This window comes from Pseudomonas sp. NFACC04-2 (genome assembly GCF_900119265.1).
Lineage (GTDB): Bacteria > Pseudomonadota > Gammaproteobacteria > Pseudomonadales > Pseudomonadaceae > Aquipseudomonas > Aquipseudomonas fluorescens_AA.
Genome location: NZ_FPJC01000003.1, coordinates 1 through 18,471, shown reverse-complemented (window position 1 = coordinate 18,471; position 18,471 = coordinate 1). Strand labels below are relative to the sequence as shown.

Below are 18,471 nucleotides of genomic sequence, written 5' to 3'. Positions count from 1 at the left end.
AGCTCGCCAATAATTTTAAGCCGCTCACAAAACCGCACTCTCTAATTAGGCTGCACACTCTATAACTCAAAGACTGTACTTTAGGACAGTTGAAATACCGTAGTGCAAAGTTAACAGTAGCTTCACCTGCAGCCACGAAGTCGCATCCATGAACTACTCCCCATGCACCTATGGATTTTCCGACGTATCCACCAGCATCGTAAGCTACTCAAAAATCCCTCTTAACACCCTCGAACAAATACTGTCCATTCGCAAACTCGCCTTCATCGATCGAAAGAAGTGGGACATTGAAAGTTATCAAGGCAGTGATTATGAGTGGGATGAATACGACGACCCTGATGCGATCTATATCTACGCCCATGAAAACGACCGCGTCACCGGCTGTGTTCGACTACGCCCCTCCAGCAAACCCACGCTGATGAGCGGCCCGCTGAGTTTTATCCTTCCAACCGAAAAAACCAGACCGCACTTGGGGTACTGTTGGGAGGCCACAAGATTTGCACTTTCAAGCAATAATTTCTCTGCGGGAAAACTCACCCGAGCTAATGTAGACATTCGCACAGCAGCACTTTTCCTGTCAATGATTAAGTTCGCCCAACAACAAAAAATTCACGCCTATGAAATCGTCGTAGACACCCTGATGGAAAAAATCCTGAAACGTTCTGGCTGGCCAATTGAAAGACTTAATACGGCATTGGGTTCAAAGGGCGAACACATAATTTACGGCACTTTGCCATGCACGCTTAAAACTTATGAAGAGGTCCTCAGCAAGAACGCCATCAACCGAACAACGATACTTGCCACTCCCCACATGACGCACCGCTCGTCAGATACACTCCATAAATCCTTGGATACTACCCAGATACTCCCCGTTCGAAATATTCCGGCAAAGATACCCATGCACACTGAGCTCCAGCTCTAATCAAATAATTGGACGATTTTGGAGAAAGGATGAACCTACAACGATTATTCCCGCACGTTGGTAAAGTCATTGCCAGTACAGGTAGCCGCAATTTTCCGCGTATGTTGCACGACCTGATACTCACGGAAATACCCGTGGATGCAACACACATTACCGAACAACGGATCGGCACAAGTAATATGTCTGAACCCAGCACCTCCAGCATCGGTTGCGTCGGCCTGGACAACGCTTGCGTCGGTGCGCTCATGGACACGCACACCGCCAAGCCCTTTTTCCTGGCCGACGACATACTCTTTGAAGATGCGGCATCGCAGAAAATACCCAACTTTTCCCGCTGCCTGCTTAAATGCGAGCGTCCGGAAAAATCCCCCGGCCACAACGCAACGACGCAATTACATCTGTCGACCCGCAAGAATGGTCGCCGTTATGTACTGTCCATCTATCGATCGTCTCTTTCAAAGGGATTTACCGCACAAGAACATGCATTACTGAAAGATTTCTCCTGTCTTTTATTGCCCATGGTCGAGGAGCACGTGGCAGCCCTTGTTCCACCGGAATCCACTCGGCAGGACCCTTTCCTGGCATTGGACGCTTCGGAAAACGGCGGCATGGAAGCACTGCGCCAAAGGTTCGCTGATCGATTGCTACTGTCGGGATTGAGTCTGTCTTCTCGGGAAACGGAAGTGTGCGTAGGTTTGCTGGCCGGACGCACTGCCCCCGAACTTGCCGAGCAACTGAACCTGAAAGTCAATACAGTCGAAAGTTATCTGAAGCGCGCGGCCATAAAGATGGGGATTGGTGGGCGTCGCTCGCTGATCCGCTGGATGCATTCGATGGATGCCACACCGGCTCACATGGAATGGAATGGCAACAGCCCGATCCAACAAGCCGTATAAACCTACCCCCAACGATTGCTCGCTCGCTGATCGAGTCGAGTACTTGTTGGGGGAATATTGGTTCCCCCCTCAAACGTCCTCCACCACCCCTTCTTCCATTGGCGATCGAGTACGACGCTTCAGCCATTCAAGCGCATCGTCCACGTAAGTGAAAATCACCGGTACCACCAGCAGGCTCAACAACGTCGACGTCAGCAAACCACCCATGACCACCACAGCCATCGGCTGCCTGAAACTCGGGTCCTCGCCCATACCCATCGCCGTCGGCAACATCCCGGCCCCCATCGCAATGGTGGTCATCAGGATCGGGCGGGCACGCTTGTGGCAAGCATCCACCAACGCATCGTATCGACCCAGGCCATAATCGCGGCGAGCCATGATGGCGTACTCCACCAACAGAATGGAGTTCTTGGTCACGATGCCCATCAACATCAACAAACCGATGACCGATGACAGGGAAAAACTGAAGTTGCACACCAGCAAGGCCAACAATGCGCCCCCCAGCGAGAGCGGCAAGGCCGAAAGAATCGTGGCCGGTTGCAAGAAGTCGTGAAACAGCAACACCAGGACTGAATAGATACAAAACACACCGATGGCCATCGCCAGCCCGAAGCTGGCGAACAACTCCGTCATCAACTGCAACTCACCCTGCTCCACCAGTTTCACTTCGGCTGGCAAGTTGCGCATCGCCGACAGTTGGCGGGCCTCGGCCATGACCTCACCCAGGTTGCGACCGTTGAGTTCGACAGACAGGGTGATATTGCGCAGGCGGTCCAGTCGGCTGATTTGCGCCGGTCCACTGCCCATGCTGATTTCTCCCAACGAGGCCAGGGCGACCTGGCCGTCTCGACCGGTTACCCGCAATTGGCTGATCGCCTGCAAGTCGTCGCGCAATAACGAATCCATGCGCACCCGCACGTCCACCTGGCGCTGGGACAAGTTGATCTTGCCCAGTTGCGAGGAGTATTCGCCGTAAGTCGCCATGCGCAGGGTATCGGCGATGTCCTGGCTGGTGATGCCCAATTCCGCTGCCCGGGCAAAATCCGGCCGCATCTGGATTTCCGGTCGTTGCAAGGCGCTACTGGACGAGACATTGCCGATCCCGCGCAACTCACGCAACTGGGGCTCAAGGGCGCTGGCCGTGCGCTCCAGCAGATCGCCGTCATCGCTGGCAAGCACGATATTGAGCTTCTCTCCGCTGCCATCGCCGCCAACATTGATGCGTACTCCCGCAAGTGTGCGCAACACCTGGCGCATCTGCGCTTCGACCTCCACCTGCGTGCGATCGCGTACATTTCGAGGCGCCAGCTCCACCGTCAGGATCGCATCACCGGCGCCAGTGATATCGCCAGGCCCGACGCCCGAACTGCTGGCGGTCCCCACCGAGCTGAACACATGCGTGACGTCCGGGAGTTCGCGCAGCCGTTCGCTGGCCTGCAAGACCATCGCGGTCGTGTGGTCCAGTGTCGTTCCTGGCGGCAGCTCCAATGTTATCTTGCTGCGACCGGTGTCCTGCGCTGGCAGGAAGCTGGTAGGCAGCAACGGGACCAACGCCAGAGCCCCGACGAAGCACAGGCCGGCCAGGCCCATCGTCGTCTTGCGCCAAGTCAGGCTGGCGTGGATCCAGCCCAGGTAGCGGGTCATCAACGGGCCGTCGTGGTCGGCTTCATTCCTGGCCTTGAGGAAGTAAGCCGCCAACATCGGCGTCAGCAGCCGCGCCACCAGCAGTGAAAACAGCAACGCCACCGACGCCGTCACACCGAACTGGCGGAACAACTTCCCGGCGATCCCCCCCATGAACGCCGTGGGCAGGAACACTGCAACCAAGGTGACCGTTGTGGCGAGCACCGCCAGACCAATTTCATCCGCAGCCTCGGTGGCGGCCTGAAGCGGGGTTTTGCCCATGCGCAAGTGCCGAGCGATGTTCTCGATCTCGACGATGGCATCGTCCACCAGCACACCGATGACTAGCGCCAGGGCCAGCAGGGAAACGGCATTGAGGGTGAATCCGGCCAGGTACATTACGCCAAAGGTGGGGATGATCGACAGCGGCAGTGCCGTGGCGACGATGAGCGTGGCGCGCCAGTCCCGCAGGAACCACCAGACCACCAGCACCGCCAGCAACATGCCTTCGTACAGCAAATTCATTGAATCGTGATAGTTGGCAAGCACGGCCTTGACCGTGTCACTGGCTTCAACGATCTGCACGTTGGGATGCAGCTTTTCAAACGCGGTCATGGCCTTGCGCACGTCATTGGCGACGCCGACATCGGAGAAGCCCAGGGAACGGGTGACCTGGAAGCCGATCACAGGCCTGCCATCGCGAAACGCTCGGGTGCTGCGTTCGGCATGGGTGTCGCGAATGTCGGCCAACTGCCCCAGGGCGAGCAGGCGACCGTCGCCGCTGGGAATGTCGATGGCGCCGAGCGCAGCCGGATCGTCGATGGCACCCAAGGTCCTCATGGCTTGCTGGCCGCTGCCCAGATTGCCCTGGCCGCCGGAGTTGTCCTTTTGCATCGCCCGTAACTGGTTGGCGATGTCCGCGACGCGAATGCCCAGGCCCGCCATCAGGGCCGGGTCGAGATTGACCTGGACTTCCCGGTCGACACCGCCCATGCGCGCGATCATTGCCACCCCAGGCACCGCCAGCAGTTCTTTGCTCAACTCATTGTCGACGAACCACGACAACGCTTCTTCATCCAGGTTATCGGAGTCGATGACATAGGTGAGCAATGCCGAGGCGCTGGTGGTCAGCCGGGAAACCGAGGGTGTGTCCAGGTTCGCCGGCAACTGCGCCATGGCACTGTCGACCGCGTTACGCACTTCGTTGAGCGCCTCGTTGCCATCCTTGTCGATGTCAAAGCTGACGCTGATATTGACGGCACCCTCAGTGATGGCCGTCGTCACGTGCTTGAGCAGGCGCAGGGAAGTCAGTTTGTCCTCGATCTTGCGCGCCACTTCCGTTTCCAGTTGCTCCGGGGCCGCGCCTTCCAGCGAGGCGCTGATCACCACCACTGGCAGGTCCATGTCCGGGAAATCCTGGATGGCGAGCTTCTCGAAACCCGACAGGCCAAAGAGCGTCAGCAGAATGAACAGCATGACGGCCGGGACCGGATGGCGGATCGACAGGGCTGAAATGTTCATGGCTGGGCGACCTGGGATTGAACGAGGGTCACACTTGCGCCATCGTTGAGAAACGCACCTCCAGCACGCACGATTCGGGCAGGCTCATCGAGACCGCTGAGGATCTCCACCGCCTGATGCAAACGCCGGCCGACCACCACCGGTCGCTGGACCACATGCATGTCGTCATTGAGCGTGAACACATAGGAACGCCCGTCCCGCAGGATGACGGCAGTGTCTGGCACCGTGACGGCCTCGCGGGGCGCCAGCTCGATCTGGCCGCTGGCATACATACCGGCCTGGGCGGCGCTGTCGGTGGGCAGGGAGACATACACCAATCCCCGGCTGGTCTTGGTATTCAACGTGGGCGATACCAACCGCACACGCCCTTCCAGGCTTTGGCCGTCGGGCAACGTCATACGGGCAACCTGGCCAGGCTGAACCTGGGCCAGTTGGCGGGCATCCAGCTCGGCCTGCCATTCGATGCGGCCGTCACGCACCATGCGAAACAGCTCGTCGCCGGCGGAGAGCACCTTGCCAAGCAGCGCCGTGCGCGCCGAAATGATCCCATCGTCCACGGCGAGGATGCGGGTTTGTCCGAGCCTGATCCGCGTGCTCTGCAATTCGGCACGGGCGCCGGCGAGGTCAGCCTCGGCGAGCGCGACCTTGATCCGGTAGTCTTCACGCTGTTGCTCCGACAAAGCCCCGCCCTGCCCGACGACCCGTGCCCGACGGTCATTGGAGCGGGCCTGCTCCAGGTTGGCGCCGGCCTGGGCGACGAGCGCCTTCTGCTTGTTCTCTTCGGCAACCACCGTTTCGCTGGCCAGCGTGGCCAATAACTGGCCTTTCTTCACCCGGCTGCCCACATCGGCCTCGATGCTGGCGATGCGCAGGTTGCTGGTCTCGGCATTGATGACCGCTTCCTGCCAGGGAGCGAGCGCGCCATTGGCGAACAGTAACTGCGGCCAGACCTGACGTTGCGCCTGGACGACTTCCACGCTCAAGCTGCTGACCTGGGGGGCGGCCTCGACCGGTTCAGCGCCCCGGCGAAAATAGATCAGCGCCACCACGATCGCGCACACCGCGATCGCCAACGCAAACTTGCCTGATCGCGACTTCACGCGCCGTCCCCGCCCGATGCCCGACTGCCTGCAAGGGGCTGACCGGCTTGCCAGCCGCCTCCCAGCGCCTTGTACAGGGCAATCCAGTAGCGCACTTGATTCTGCTGCAAGGTGATCAATTCAATCTCGGCTGTCAGCGCCTGGCGGCGTGCGGTTTCCCGGTCCAGCAGGCTGACATTGCCGGCCTGCCAACTGCGGTCGATGGCTTCGAAAGACTCCCGGAAACCTGCGGTGGAACGCTCTACATCCGACTCCCGGCGACGTGCCGCATCGAGACGCACCAGGGCCTGCTCCACTTCCATCACACCGGTGCGCAGCGTTTGGCGATAGACCGCCAGGGCCGCGTCATACGAGGCCTTGGCACCCTCCGCCGCCGCGCGCCGCTTGCCACCGTCGAACAGCGGAATCGACAGCACCGGGCCCAGCGACCAGGAACGGTTGCGCTGGCCCACCATGGTTCCCACGGAAATCGTCCCGGAAAGACTCAGGCTCGGCAGGCGATCAGCCTGAGCCGCGCCGATCTCGGCATTCGCCGCCGCCAGCTCGCGCTCGCCGGAGGCGATGTCCGGTCGCTGGCGCAACAAGTCGGCCGGAACCTGTTGCACGTTGAGTTCGGCCGGTTTCGGCAGTTGCGCGGGCGTGTGGCCCAGCACTTCCAGCAGTCGCCCTTCCTCACTGCCTGTCAGTGCTACCAGGCTCTTGAGCAGCACCTGGCATTCACTCTGCTGCTGGACCAGGGCCGCGACGCTGCTGGCGGCACTGGCATCGGCCAACGCGGCGTCGGCGGAGGACGTGAAGCCCGCCCCGAACGACTGGCGCGTCATGCGCGCAGTGTCTTGTTGTGACTGGGCCTGATCACGGTAAGCCAATACCAACTTCTGGCAGCCCCGGTATTGCACGTAGTAATCACCCACCTGGGCCGCCAGGGAAACCCTCGCGTCATGCCAGTCATCCACCCGTGCTTCGACGCGGGAGTTGGCCGCTTCACTGTTGCGGCGCAACTTGCCAAACAGATCGAGTTCCCAGACGGCATCCATCGTTGCAGAGGAGCCTGAGCCCCCCAAGCGCTCTGAACCGGTCTGCTGCCCACCTCGGCCACCGGACACCCGGCCGTCGAACTTGGGCAAGGCATCGGCGGCATCGCTGTCGGCGGTCGCACGGGCCAGCGAGATATTCGCCCAGGCCTGGTCCATGGACGGACTATCGGCTTCGGCCAGGCGCAACAGCTCGGCCAATGCCGGGTCATCGAATTGCCGCCACCAGTCGGCCAACGCGGCCACGGACGCGCCATGGGGCACTGGTGCCTGCCACTTGGCGGCGATCGGGACGTCTGGTACCCGATAGTCAGGGCCCAATACGCAGCCACTCAAGGCCACCGCACACAGTGTCACCAGCAATATGCTCTCTGGGGGCTTGAAGACATGCATAGGGTTCTCTAGGGGTGTCAAAGGTGAAAACAGCAAGGCACCCGGCACCGGCACAACTCAGGGAGATGGCGGATTATTAACGATGGCTTGATGAGGCTCGTGTGGCAGTTATTTAACCTTGCGCCCGTTCCGATGTCTGGCGTGGAAATTGGGGACAGGTGCCGCCAGGAAAACTCGCGATAAAGACGGGGGCCTGTTGAAATGAGCCCGACCTGCCCAGTAATGGCTGCACTTGCTGTCGAGCATGAATGGCCCCCGCTCGGTTCACGTTCCATAGCCAATGGATGATCGAATATGGAAGCACTTACTTACCTCGAAAATATCGAGTCGAACGCACGTACCTATGCGCAGACTTTCCAGCGCCTGTTCGTCAGCGGCAGGGGCATGCGTATCAAGGATGCCAGCGGCCAGGAGTTCCTCGATTGCCTGTCGAACGCCGGGACACTGGCCCTGGGGCACAACCCGCCCGAAGTCCGGGACGCGGTGATGCGCTTCCTCGACAGCGATCACCTGCAGCAGGCACTGGACCTGGCCACGCCGGCCAAGCATGCGTTCGTGCAGGAGCTGTTCTCGATGCTGCCTGCGCAAATGCGCGACACCAGCAAGATTCTCTTCTGCGGACCCAGCGGTTCGGATGCCGTCGAGGCCGCCATCAAATTGGCCCGCCACTACACCAAACGCTCGCCATTGATGGCGTTCCACGGCGGCTACCACGGCATGACGGCCGGCGCACTGTCGGCGATGGGCAAGCTATCTCCCAAGACCGGCGATGGCCTGATTGCCCAAGGCACGCACTTTCTGCCCTTCCCTTATCGGTTTCGATGCCCGTTCGGCACCAATGGCGAGCATACCGATCAACTGTCCATCGACTACATCCGGACCGTCCTCTCCGACCCCGAAGGCGGCATCGCCAAACCGGCGGCGGTCATCGTCGAGGTGGTGCAAGGCGAAGGCGGCTGCATCCCGGCCTCGGCCAACTGGCTGCGGGCGCTACGGGAAATCACCCTCGAGCAGGACATCTTGCTGATCGTCGACGAAGTCCAGACCGGCCTGGGTCGCACCGGCAGCACATTCGCCATCGAGCACGCCGGCATCGTCCCTGACATCCTGGTGTTGTCCAAAGCCATCGGCGGTGGCTACCCACTGGCGGTGATCGTCTACGCCGAACATCTGGATACCTGGGGCCCCGGCATGCATGCGGGAACCTTCCGCGGCAATCAGATAGCGATGGTTGCCGGCGCTGCCACCATGGGGCAAATCCGCAAAGACCATCTCGTCGCCCACGCCGCCCGGATGGGCGAACGACTGGAAAGCGGCCTGCGGGACATCGCCCAGCGTTTCCCCTTCATCAGCGACATCCGCGGTCGCGGGCTGATGATCGGCGTGGAAATCACCAAGCCGGCCGACAACCAGCGCGCCGGCCAGGCTGACGGCGCCCGGGCGCACGCCATCAAGCTCAACTGTTTCGACAACGGCTTGATGATGGAAACCGGCGGGCGCCATGGCGCAGTGCTCAGGTTCCTGCCACCCCTGACCATCACCGAGACCGAGGTGGGCATGGTGCTGGACCGCTTCGAACAGGCGGTGAGGAAGGTTGGCGAGACTCGCCCGCATGCGGCACGCGTGGCGGTATAAGACGCCAGGCACACCTTATGTGGCGAGGGAGCAAGCTCCCCCGCCACAAGGGTCCATGACTGGCTTCAAGCCTGAGTAGCCCGAATCAGTCCCGTGCCAATGCATTGATCGGATCGAGCCGCGCGGCATTGCGCGCGGGCACGAAGCCGAACACGATACCGATCAGGGTCGAGCAGACGACAGCAGCGACGATCGATCCCATCGAGAACACCATCTGCCATTCCTTGACGAAGATCGAGAAGACGTAGCCGATCCCAAACGACAAGGCGATGCCAATCGTGCCGCCCATCAGGCACACCATCACCGCCTCCACCAGGAACTGCTGGCGTATATCGGACTGACGTGCACCGACGGCCATGCGGATACCGATCTCTCGGGTACGTTCGGTCACCGAGACGAGCATGATGTTCATCACTCCGATGCCCCCCACCACCAGCGAGATGATCGCAATCAACGAGAGCAACAGCGCCAGGGACTGGCTGGTCTTTTGCACCGTCTGCAGCACGCTGTCGAGGTTGTAGGTGAAGAAGTCCTTGATGCCGTGGCGTTGGGTCAAGAGCTTGACAACGTTGTCTTCCACGACTTTGCTCGGCTGCCCGTCCTTTATCCGGACCGTGATGCTGTCCAGGAACCGCTGGCCCAGCAGCCGGCCGGCCGCTGTTTCATAGGGCATCCAGATGTTCAGGCTTTTGTTGGTATTGAACACGCTTTTGCGGTCTTCGGTCACACCAATGATCGTGCAAGGCAGGTTGTCGATGAGAATTACCTTGCCCAATGGGTCGGTGTTCGGGCCGAACAGTCGCTGGCGGGTGTTATGGTCGATCACCACCACTTGTGACTGCCGCCGGGCATCGTCCTTGCTGAACGCGACACCGGAACCGATCTTGATCCCGCGAACCTGGAAATAGCTCTCGCTCACCCCGTTGACGGTCGCATTGAGGTCGATATTTTCATAACGCAACAACAGGTTGCGCCCAACGTTGGGGGTCGCACTGTCGATGTAATACTGATCGCTCAGGGCCGTGACGTCGGACAACACCAGGGTTTCGATCGCCGTCGAGCGACTGTCCCCCCAGTCGGCCCCGGGCATGATCTCGATCGTATTGCTGCCGATCGCCTGGATGTCTTTCAGGACATACTGCTTGACCCCTTCGCCGATGGCCACGATCGAGACCACCGAGGTGATGCCGATGATGATGCCCAACATGGTCAGCAGGGTGCGCATGCGATGGGAAACCAGCGCCACCCAAGCCATGTTGAACGCTTCGCTGAACAGGCCGAAGCTGGCAAGCAGGCCATTGGCTGGTTTGGCCTTGGCCGGACGTGTGCCTTGCGGCGACTGATCCTCCAGCGGTGGCTGCGGATTGGGCCGATCACTGACAATCTCGCCGTCGCGGATCTCGATGATGCGCTGGGCGTGGGCCGCCACTTTCTCATCGTGGGTCACGATGATGACCGTGTGCCCCGCCCTGTTGAGCTCCAACAGGATCTTCATCACTTCCTTGCCGCTGGTGGTGTCCAGCGCCCCGGTGGGTTCGTCCGCCAGAATGATGTCGCCACCGTTCATCAGGGCCCTGGCGATACTCACCCGCTGCTGTTGACCACCCGAGAGCTGGTTGGGCCGATTGCTCAAGTGCCCCACCAATCCCAAACGTTTCAACAACTCTCCGGCACGACTGTGCCGTTGCGACTCGGCGGCACCGGCATAAATCGCCGGCATCTCGACGTTGTGCAAGGCGCTCAGGTGCGGCAGCAAATGGTAGCGCTGGAAAATGAAACCGAAGTGATCGCGACGCAACATCGCCAGTTCCTGGTCGCTCATCGAACCGGTTTCGCGCCCGTCTACCTTGTAGCTTCCGGCGCTCGGATGGTCGAGGCAGCCGAGCACGTTCATCAAGGTCGACTTGCCGGAACCGGACGCCCCGGTGATCGCGACCACCTCGCCGGCATTGATCGTCAGGTTGATGTCCTTGAGGGCGATGAAGGCTTTTTCGCCAGCCAAGAAGCTGCGGGTGATGCCCTTGAGTTCCAGCAATGGTCGGGTCATGGTCAGGCTCCCGCCACGGCCGGGGTCGGCTCGCCGATGACGACCTTGTCACCTTCGGCCAGGCCATCCTTGATCTCGGCCCTGACGTTGTTGTTGATGCCCATGCGCACGTTACGCGGCTGAGCCTTGCCTTCGGCATCCAGCACCCGGACCACGTAGCTGCCATCCTGGTTTTTCGCACCCAGGGCAGCGACGGGAACCGTCAACACGTCCTTGGCCTTGTCCAGGACAATACGGACCTGGGCCGTCATTGAAATGCGCAGGCGATGATCGGGGTTCGGCACATCGAAAAGGCTGTTGTAGAACACCGCGGTGTTTTGCTTCGGCGTCCCGGCGTTCTGGGTTTCGAGGAAGTTCTGTGGCGCCGGCTCAGTGCCGCGCAGCTTGGCGTAGTAACGCTTTTCCGACTCACCCAGGATGGTGAAATACACCTCTTGGCCAGGCACGATGTGAATCACGTCGGCTTCCGACACCTGCGCCTTGACCGTCATGGTGTCCAGGTCGGCGAGCTTGAGCAGGACCGGCGCCAGTTGCTCGGCGATCACGGTCTGGCCTTCCTGCGTGACGATCCCCACCACATAGCCATCGATCGGCGCGACGATGTGGGTGTAGGCCAGGTTGACACGAGCGGTTTCCACTTGGATGCGGGCGTCCTTGATCTGTGCATTGAGGGAGAGCAGGTTCGCCTCTTCCACCCTGTAGTTGGACTCGGCGGTCTCATACTCCTGTTTGGAAATCGCGTCGTCCGGTTGCAGTTTTCTGTAGCGATCATAGGTGGCCTTGGCGTCCTTGAGTTGCGCCGCCGTGGCCTGCCGCTTGGCCACCAGGTTCTCTTCGTTGACCAGCGCCTGGCGCAAGGAGTTCTGCGCCAGCATCGGGTCGATTTCCGCCAGCCACTGGCCCTTCTTGACCTTGTCGCCCAATTTGACCTTGAGCGATTTCAGCTGGCCCGACACCTGGGCGCCGACATCGACCTGCTTGACCCCCTGCAGCGTGCCGGACGCCAGCACTGCGTTCTCGATGTCCGTGCGCTCGACCATGGCAGTCAGGTACTCCGGCGGTTTGCCCGGCGATTGCGCGCTGTAGAAAATCAGACCGGCCACCACGACCAGTACGAGCACGATAGCGATTTTGCGAAACTTCGACTTTTCCATAAATAACCATGAGTGCGTTGATTTCAGACCCGGCCAACGTGGCGCCGGGTTCCATGGATGCGCGTCAAGGAAGGACAGTCATACGTAATCACTGGCGGCCTCCTCGTCGAGCATGGGAAGGCCGTCCTGCCACCAGGCTGCCAGGTTGTGTACGTGAGGGGCCTTGAGGATCGTGAAGTGGTTGCCCGGACCGTACCAGATACTGAGGTCGGGGATATGCTTGCGCCATCCTTCGATCATTTGTTCCTGTTCGCGTTTGTTACCGGCTGTGTCCAGGGTTGGATCATCGGCCAGCACCAACCGCACCGGCCCGGTGTAGCGATGTTGCGGTTGATAAACCGTGCGCAGGGCCGTACCGAAGGTCCGCGCCGGACCGCGCATCGAATCCACCGCCGAACGCTGCGGCAGCATGCCGGCCCGTACCATGCCCGCATGCAGCAAGCGCATCTGCGCGGTATCGTCCTGGGTACCGAAGACCGTGGCATCGATCCCCAACGACTTGCCGGAAGCCAACTGCATCGCCTCGATCAGTCGATTCAGCACCCCCGTCGCGGTATAGGGCTTGCCCACCACGCCGTTGCCGCCCGGCGACTCACTGTCGATCAGCGTCAACGAAGCCACCTTGCGACCCCGGGCATGCAGGCGGGCCGCCATCTCGAACACGATCCAGCCGCCGAAGGAATGGCCGAGCAGATGCACCGGTCCCTCCGGTTGTACCTTGTCGATCGCATCGAGGTACACCTGGGCGGCCGTCTCCACGAGGCTGAAAGGTTCTGTGCTGCCGTCCAGCCCGCGGTGCTGCAGCCCATGGATAGGCCAGTCAGGACCGAAGGCATCGGTCAACCCGATAAAACCGGTCACGCTGTCACCCGCTCCCGGCACGCAGAAGATCGGCGCCCGATCGGCACGCCCGCCCTGGATCGTCAGCAGTGGTTGGTAATTCTTCCTGGGCGCGGGCGCCGGGCGTAATGCGATGATGCGAAGCACATCGTCAATGGCCTTGCCCAATGCCTTGACCTGCGGGGCCTGCATCATCGTCTGGTGGTTGCCCGGCACCTTGACGCAGTGCATCTGCGACTTGGGCAGGACGGCGTCCCAACCCAGGTAGCCGGAATGCTCAGGCGCATCGTCCTTGCGCTCCTCGGCGACCAGCAGGTGCACCGGTACGGAAATCGGATACACCGAGTAATGGGCCAACGCGTGACCGTGGGCGACCTCTCGGTCCAGGTACTGCCAGAGCTGGGCCGCGCTGTACTCAGCCAGCTCAGGCGGCAGCAAGCCTTCGTCGGCGCACTGTTGCACCAGGCTTTCGAAGCCGAAGTCCCTCAGTCGGGTCTGCAGGCGGGCCAGTTTTTCGAGTACCGACGCCAGGTCAGCCTCACCCACGGCACCGGCCCTCCAGAACACCTCGCAGCGGTCCAGCAGATGCCGTGTGTGGGCCTCACCCGGTGACCAGCGCTCCCGGCCCTGGTCCACCAACCGCGGCAGATAGCTGTCGATCAGGCCGACGAACTCGACCTCTTCGTCCAGGCCAATGAGCTGAATGGCGATCTCGTAGGCCAACACGCCACCGAACGACCAGCCGGCCAGGCGATAAGGGCCTTGGGGCTGGACCGAACGGATGACACCCACCAGCCGCGAGGCCAGGCACTCCATCGTCTGCAACTGTGGCTCACCCCACGGGATGGCCGGCAGGCCATAGACCGGAATATCCGGATCGATGTGTTTGCCCAGCATCGGGAAGTAAAGATCCAGGCCACTGAACTCGTGCACCAGGAACAGCGGGTTCTGCTGGCCGGTGGTGCGTACCGGTACAAAAGCTTCCTGTGCCTGGACTTCGGTGCCGCGGGTCTGCAACAACAACGCCATGGACGCGACGCTTTCATGCTGGAACAACTCGGCCAGCGACATCGTCAAGTTGGCTTGGGCCATCAGCCCCAGCAAACGAATCGCCAGCAGCGAGTGCCCACCCAATTCGAAGAAGTTGTCGTGGCGACCGACCTGTTGCAGGCCCAGCACCTCCTGCCAGATCTGCGTCAACAGGGTTTCGACTTCGCCTTGAGGGGCCTCGTAGACACGGCTGACGACGGCATCCTGGTCCGGTACCGGCAACGCCCTGCGATCGAGCTTGCCGTTGGCGGTCAGCGGCAGTGCATCGAGTCGCACGTACGCCGCCGGTACCATGTAGTCGGGCAACTGTGCGTGCAGATGTCCACGCAGGTCCTCGATCCGGGTGGTCGCGTACGCAGGATGCAACGTGAAGTAAGCCACCAGGCGTTTCTCGCCCGGTACATCCTCACGGGCCAGCACCACGGTCTCTCTTACCGCCTCGTGTCGAGCCAGTCTGGCTTCGATTTCACCCAACTCGATACGCAAACCGCGGATCTTTACCTGAGCATCGTTGCGCCCCAGATAATCGATATTGCCGTCCGGCAAATAACGCCCCAGGTCACCGCTGCGGTACATCCTGGCGTCTTTTACCGGGCTGAACGGGTCTTTCACGAAGCGCTCGGCGGTCAACTGCGGACGGTTCAGATAGCCCCGCGCAACCCCGGCCCCGGCGATATAAAGCTCCCCTGCCACGCCGAGCGGAACCGGTTGCAATTGCTCATCGAGCAAATAAACCCGGGTGTTGGCCACCGGTTTACCGATATGCAACACCGCCTGCGAAGCCTCGATCAGTCCCGAAGTGGCGACCACGGTGGTTTCCGTCGGGCCGTAATTGTTGATCAGATTGAAGGACAGCTCGACAGGCCGCTTGCCCAGGCGGTCACCACCAATCAAAAGCGTGCGCAAGTGATCGTGCCCCAGATCGCGGCCAAACGCGTACTCGGCAATGGGCGTAGGCAGGAAACAGACATCCAACGCCTGGGCTTGCCACCAATCGAGCAGCGCATCAACGTCCTCACTGCCCGCATGGGCCGGTGGCAACAACAGCGTGGCGCCGCAACTCAGTGCGGGCCAAATTTCCCAGGCCGCCGCATCGAAACCGAAACCGGCCACGCTTGAAGTACGGCTGCCGTGCTTCAGGTCGAAGGCCTGACAATGCCAGTTCACCAGATTGTCGAGGTTACGATGTTCGACCATCACACCTTTGGGCGCTCCGGTGGAGCCAGAGGTATAGATGATGTAGGCCAGACATTGCGGCGTCAGCGCCGCGAGCACCGGGTTGTCTTCTGAACAAGCGTTTATCTGAGGCAGATCGGTGTCGAGCAACAGCACCGGCATATTCGAGGTCGGCAACCGCTCTTGCAGGGCCTGTTGGGTCAGCAGCGCTACCGGAGCACTGTCCTTGAGCAGGTAGGCCAGGCGATCCATGGGATAGGAAGGATCCAGCGGCACGTAGCAGGCTCCGGACTTCAGGATCGCCACCAGGCCGATCAACGTCTCAAGACTGCGTTGCAGGCAGATGGCAATACGGTCTTCAGGTTGTACGCCAAGCGCCAGCAAGTGGTGCGCCAAGCGATTGGACCGGCGGTTCAGCTCACCGTAGGTCAACTGTTGCGCGCCATACACCACCGCCACTGTCTCGGGATGCATGGCTGCTTGCGCTTCGAATCGTTGATGGATCGTCACGGGATCGGGGTAATTCACATCCGTACGATTGAAATCCACCAGCAATTGCCGACGCTCGGCGGACGGCAGGATCGAGACGCTGTTCAAAGGTGTGTGCGGCGCTTGCTCCAACGCCTCCACCAGCCGCTCCAGGGCAATGTTCATGTAGACGCACATCCGCTGCGCACCGATCTGCGGCACCGCCAGCGCCGATACGCTGAAACCTTCGCCCAGGTCATCCACCGACAAGGTCAATGGGTAATTGGTGCGCTCCTCACTGCCCAGGGCCTCGATGCCTTCCCAAGCGGCGAACGCTTCGCTCGAAGCGGTGCCCATTGCGCTGTGCCGATAATTGAGCAAGGCGCTGAATAGCGGCATTGGCGCGGCGACGGCGCTGCAACGTTGGGCCAACGCCAGCGAGGCATGCTCGTGCCCCAGCAGATCGGTCAAGCGAGCATGGGTGGCTTTCACCCCATCACGCACGCCTTGGGTACCGACATCCACCCGCAACGGCAAGGTATTGATGAACATGCCCAGCGCCCGGTCGGCGCCCTCGCCGCCCTGCATCCGTCCCATCAATACGGTGCCAAAGACCACATCCTGCCTGCCGGACACTTTGCTCAGGACCTGCGCCCACGCCAAGTGATGCAAACTCGCGGCACTCACGCCCAACTGACGAGCCTGGGCCCGCAGACGGCGGCTCAGGTCGGCGGCGAGGTTGAGCCCTGCGGCTTCGATATCGCTGCCATCGCCACGGACATCCATCAAGCCGAACGGCAACGTCGGCTCGTCGATATCGCCGAGCATGTCGCTGAAGAAGGTTTCGTGCTGCTCGCGGCTCACGCCCAAGCGGGCCTGGGCCACATAGTTGCGAAACGGCACCGCTGCGCCCAACTGATCGGCGTGACCCAACAGGTGCGCCTGCATTTCGTGTTGCACCACCTCCAGCGCCGTGTGGTCGAGGGCCATGTGATGGAACAGCAGCGTGGCGATCCAACGCTGGTTGGCGGCATCGTGGGTGAACGCCAAGCGCATCAGCGGTGCCTGGCGTATATCGAGGCGCACATGTTGCCGCTCGAAACGTTCGAGCAGTTGCGCGGTGACGTCGTGGCCCGGTTCGAAAACACACTCGTCCAGAATCAGTTGCGCCTGGCGAACGACCACCTGCACGGGCTCGCGCAAGCCCTCCCAAAGTACAGCTGTGCGCAAGATGTCATGCCGGTCGATGACACCTTGCAACGCATCGACAAAGGCATCCAACCGGGCACGGTCCTTGAAGTTGAAGGTGGCCTGCTGCACATAGAGATCGCCCTGCTGCGAAGCCAGGTGGTGGTACAGGATGCCTTCCTGCAGCGGCGCCAGGGCATAGATGTCCTGGATATTGGCCGCGCCGCCCGGCACCGCCGCGACAATTCGCTCGATCTCCCCTTGCGACAGATCAGCCAACGGCAGCATGTCCGGCGTGATGCCTGTGCAACCGGCCGGGATACCGTTGGCCGGCACCACAATCTCCGTTGTGCCGCCTACAGCCGCCGCCAGGGCCGCCAACGTCGGCTGGCCGAACAGCACGCGCACATCGGCACTCAGGCCCACCTGGCGCATGCGCTCGATCAACGTGACCGCCAGCAGGGAATGCCCACCCAGTTCGAAGAAGTGGTCGTGACGCCCCACCCGCTCGACCTGGAGCAAATCGGCCCACAGCTGTGCCAGCGTAGTTTCCACGGAGCCCTGCGGGGCCTCGTATTCGCGGGTGATCACCGCGTCCAGGTCCGGCGCCGGCAGCGCCTTGCGGTCAAGTTTGCCGTTAGGGGTCAGCGGTAGCGTATCGAGCCCCACGTAGGCGGTCGGCACCATGTATTCCGGCAGTTGCCCTTGCAAATGGGCCCGCAAGGTTTCGATGTCGGCAGTCTCATCGGCAGAATGCATCGTGAAATAAGCCACCAGGCGCTTCTCGCCCGGTGCATCCTCACGGGCCAGCACCACAGCTTCCTTCACCGCGGCATGCTGCGCCAACCGGGCTTCGATCTCGCCCAACTCGATGCGGAAACCGCGAATCTTCACCTGGTCATCGTTGCGCCCCAGGTACTCGATATTGCCGTCCGGCAAGTACCGACCCAGATCCCCGGTTCGATACATCCGCGCATTCGCCCCACGGCTGAACGGATCCCGCAGGAAGCGCTCGACGGTCAGTTCCGGACGGTTCAGGTAACCTCGTGCCACCTGCACCCCGCCGATGTAAATCTCCCCGGCCACGCCCATGGGCACCGGTTGTCGATGGCCATCGAGCAGGTAGATCCGGGTGTTGGCTATCGGCTTGCCGATCGGCGTGCTGTCCGGCGTCTCCGCCCCCGCGCAGTCCCACGCCGTCACGTCCACCGCCGCTTCGGTCGGACCGTACAGGTTGTACAGGCTGGTGTGCGGCAATTGCGTCTTGAAGCGCCGCACCAGATGCCCCGGCAATGCCTCGCCGCTGCACATCACCCGCACCAGACCTTCGCACTGACTTGCCTCGCCATGGGCCAGGAACACATCGAGCATCGACGGCACGAAGTGCAGTGTGGTGATGCCCTGGGCCTGGATCACTTCGCGCA

9 protein-coding genes are annotated in these 18,471 nt (G+C 61.3%); 3 read left to right on the top strand and 6 right to left on the bottom strand.

Annotated elements, in window-relative coordinates:
- The first annotated feature begins 148 nt into the window (after positions 1 to 148).
- Both BT125_RS04680 and BT125_RS04675 read left to right on the top strand, forming a co-directional pair.
- On the top strand, positions 149 to 922 hold the full coding sequence (locus BT125_RS04680) for an acyl-homoserine-lactone synthase (RefSeq protein ID WP_072405401.1): 774 nt from the start codon (positions 149 to 151) through the stop codon (positions 920 to 922).
- Between the two features lie 29 nt (positions 923 to 951).
- On the top strand, positions 952 to 1,818 hold the full coding sequence (locus tag BT125_RS04675; protein WP_072405400.1) for a helix-turn-helix domain-containing protein: 867 nt from the start codon (positions 952 to 954) through the stop codon (positions 1,816 to 1,818).
- Positions 1,819 to 1,887: 69 nt separating this feature from the next.
- On the opposite strand, the gene BT125_RS04670 is transcribed toward BT125_RS04675, so the two are convergent.
- Genes BT125_RS04670 through BT125_RS04660 form a run of 3 tightly spaced genes read right to left on the bottom strand, consistent with a single transcriptional unit; the run spans position 1,888 to position 7,453 of the window.
- Positions 1,888 to 4,962 (bottom strand): efflux RND transporter permease subunit, encoded by a 3,075-nt coding sequence (locus BT125_RS04670; protein ID WP_072405399.1) that lies wholly within the window; start codon positions 4,960 to 4,962, stop codon positions 1,888 to 1,890.
- The gene (locus BT125_RS04665; protein ID WP_371857789.1) at positions 4,959 to 6,062 is read right to left on the bottom strand and encodes an efflux RND transporter periplasmic adaptor subunit; all 1,104 of its coding nucleotides are present in this window, start codon (positions 6,060 to 6,062) and stop codon (positions 4,959 to 4,961) included. Before BT125_RS04665 ends, BT125_RS04670 begins: the two co-directional genes overlap by 4 nt.
- The gene (locus tag BT125_RS04660) at positions 6,059 to 7,453 is read right to left on the bottom strand and encodes an efflux transporter outer membrane subunit (protein ID WP_256573723.1); all 1,395 of its coding nucleotides are present in this window, start codon (positions 7,451 to 7,453) and stop codon (positions 6,059 to 6,061) included. Before BT125_RS04660 ends, BT125_RS04665 begins: the two co-directional genes overlap by 4 nt.
- Before the next feature lie 330 nt (positions 7,454 to 7,783).
- Here BT125_RS04660 and BT125_RS04655 point away from each other — a divergent pair, with 330 nt between their 5' ends.
- Complete coding sequence (locus tag BT125_RS04655) at positions 7,784 to 9,124, top strand: diaminobutyrate--2-oxoglutarate transaminase family protein (protein ID WP_072405397.1); 1,341 nt, start codon at positions 7,784 to 7,786, stop codon at positions 9,122 to 9,124.
- A gap of 85 nt (positions 9,125 to 9,209) precedes the next feature.
- Here the strand turns inward: BT125_RS04655 and BT125_RS04650 are convergent, their stop codons facing one another.
- From BT125_RS04650 to BT125_RS04640, 3 genes are all read right to left on the bottom strand, one after another.
- Positions 9,210 to 11,171 (bottom strand): MacB family efflux pump subunit, encoded by a 1,962-nt coding sequence (locus BT125_RS04650; RefSeq protein ID WP_072405396.1) that lies wholly within the window; start codon positions 11,169 to 11,171, stop codon positions 9,210 to 9,212.
- A gap of 2 nt (positions 11,172 to 11,173) precedes the next feature.
- On the bottom strand, positions 11,174 to 12,325 hold the full coding sequence (macA, locus tag BT125_RS04645; RefSeq protein WP_072405395.1) for a macrolide transporter subunit MacA: 1,152 nt from the start codon (positions 12,323 to 12,325) through the stop codon (positions 11,174 to 11,176).
- A gap of 78 nt (positions 12,326 to 12,403) precedes the next feature.
- A partial coding sequence (locus BT125_RS04640) for a non-ribosomal peptide synthetase (protein ID WP_139271680.1) occupies positions 12,404 to 18,471 on the bottom strand: 6,068 nt, incomplete at its 5' end.

Bases quoted from the DNA above. Each gene is read 5' to 3' on its own strand.
- BT125_RS04680 (WP_072405401.1), top strand. From the start codon at position 149: ATGAACTACTCCCCATGCACCTATGGATTTTCCGACGTATCCACCAGC.
- BT125_RS04675 (WP_072405400.1), top strand. From the start codon at position 952: ATGAACCTACAACGATTATTCCCGCACGTTGGTAAAGTCATTGCCAGT.
- BT125_RS04670 (WP_072405399.1), bottom strand. From the start codon at position 4,962: ATGAACATTTCAGCCCTGTCGATCCGCCATCCGGTCCCGGCCGTCATG.
- BT125_RS04655 (WP_072405397.1), top strand. From the start codon at position 7,784: ATGGAAGCACTTACTTACCTCGAAAATATCGAGTCGAACGCACGTACC.
- BT125_RS04650 (WP_072405396.1), bottom strand. From the start codon at position 11,171: ATGACCCGACCATTGCTGGAACTCAAGGGCATCACCCGCAGCTTCTTG.
- macA (WP_072405395.1), bottom strand. From the start codon at position 12,325: ATGGAAAAGTCGAAGTTTCGCAAAATCGCTATCGTGCTCGTACTGGTC.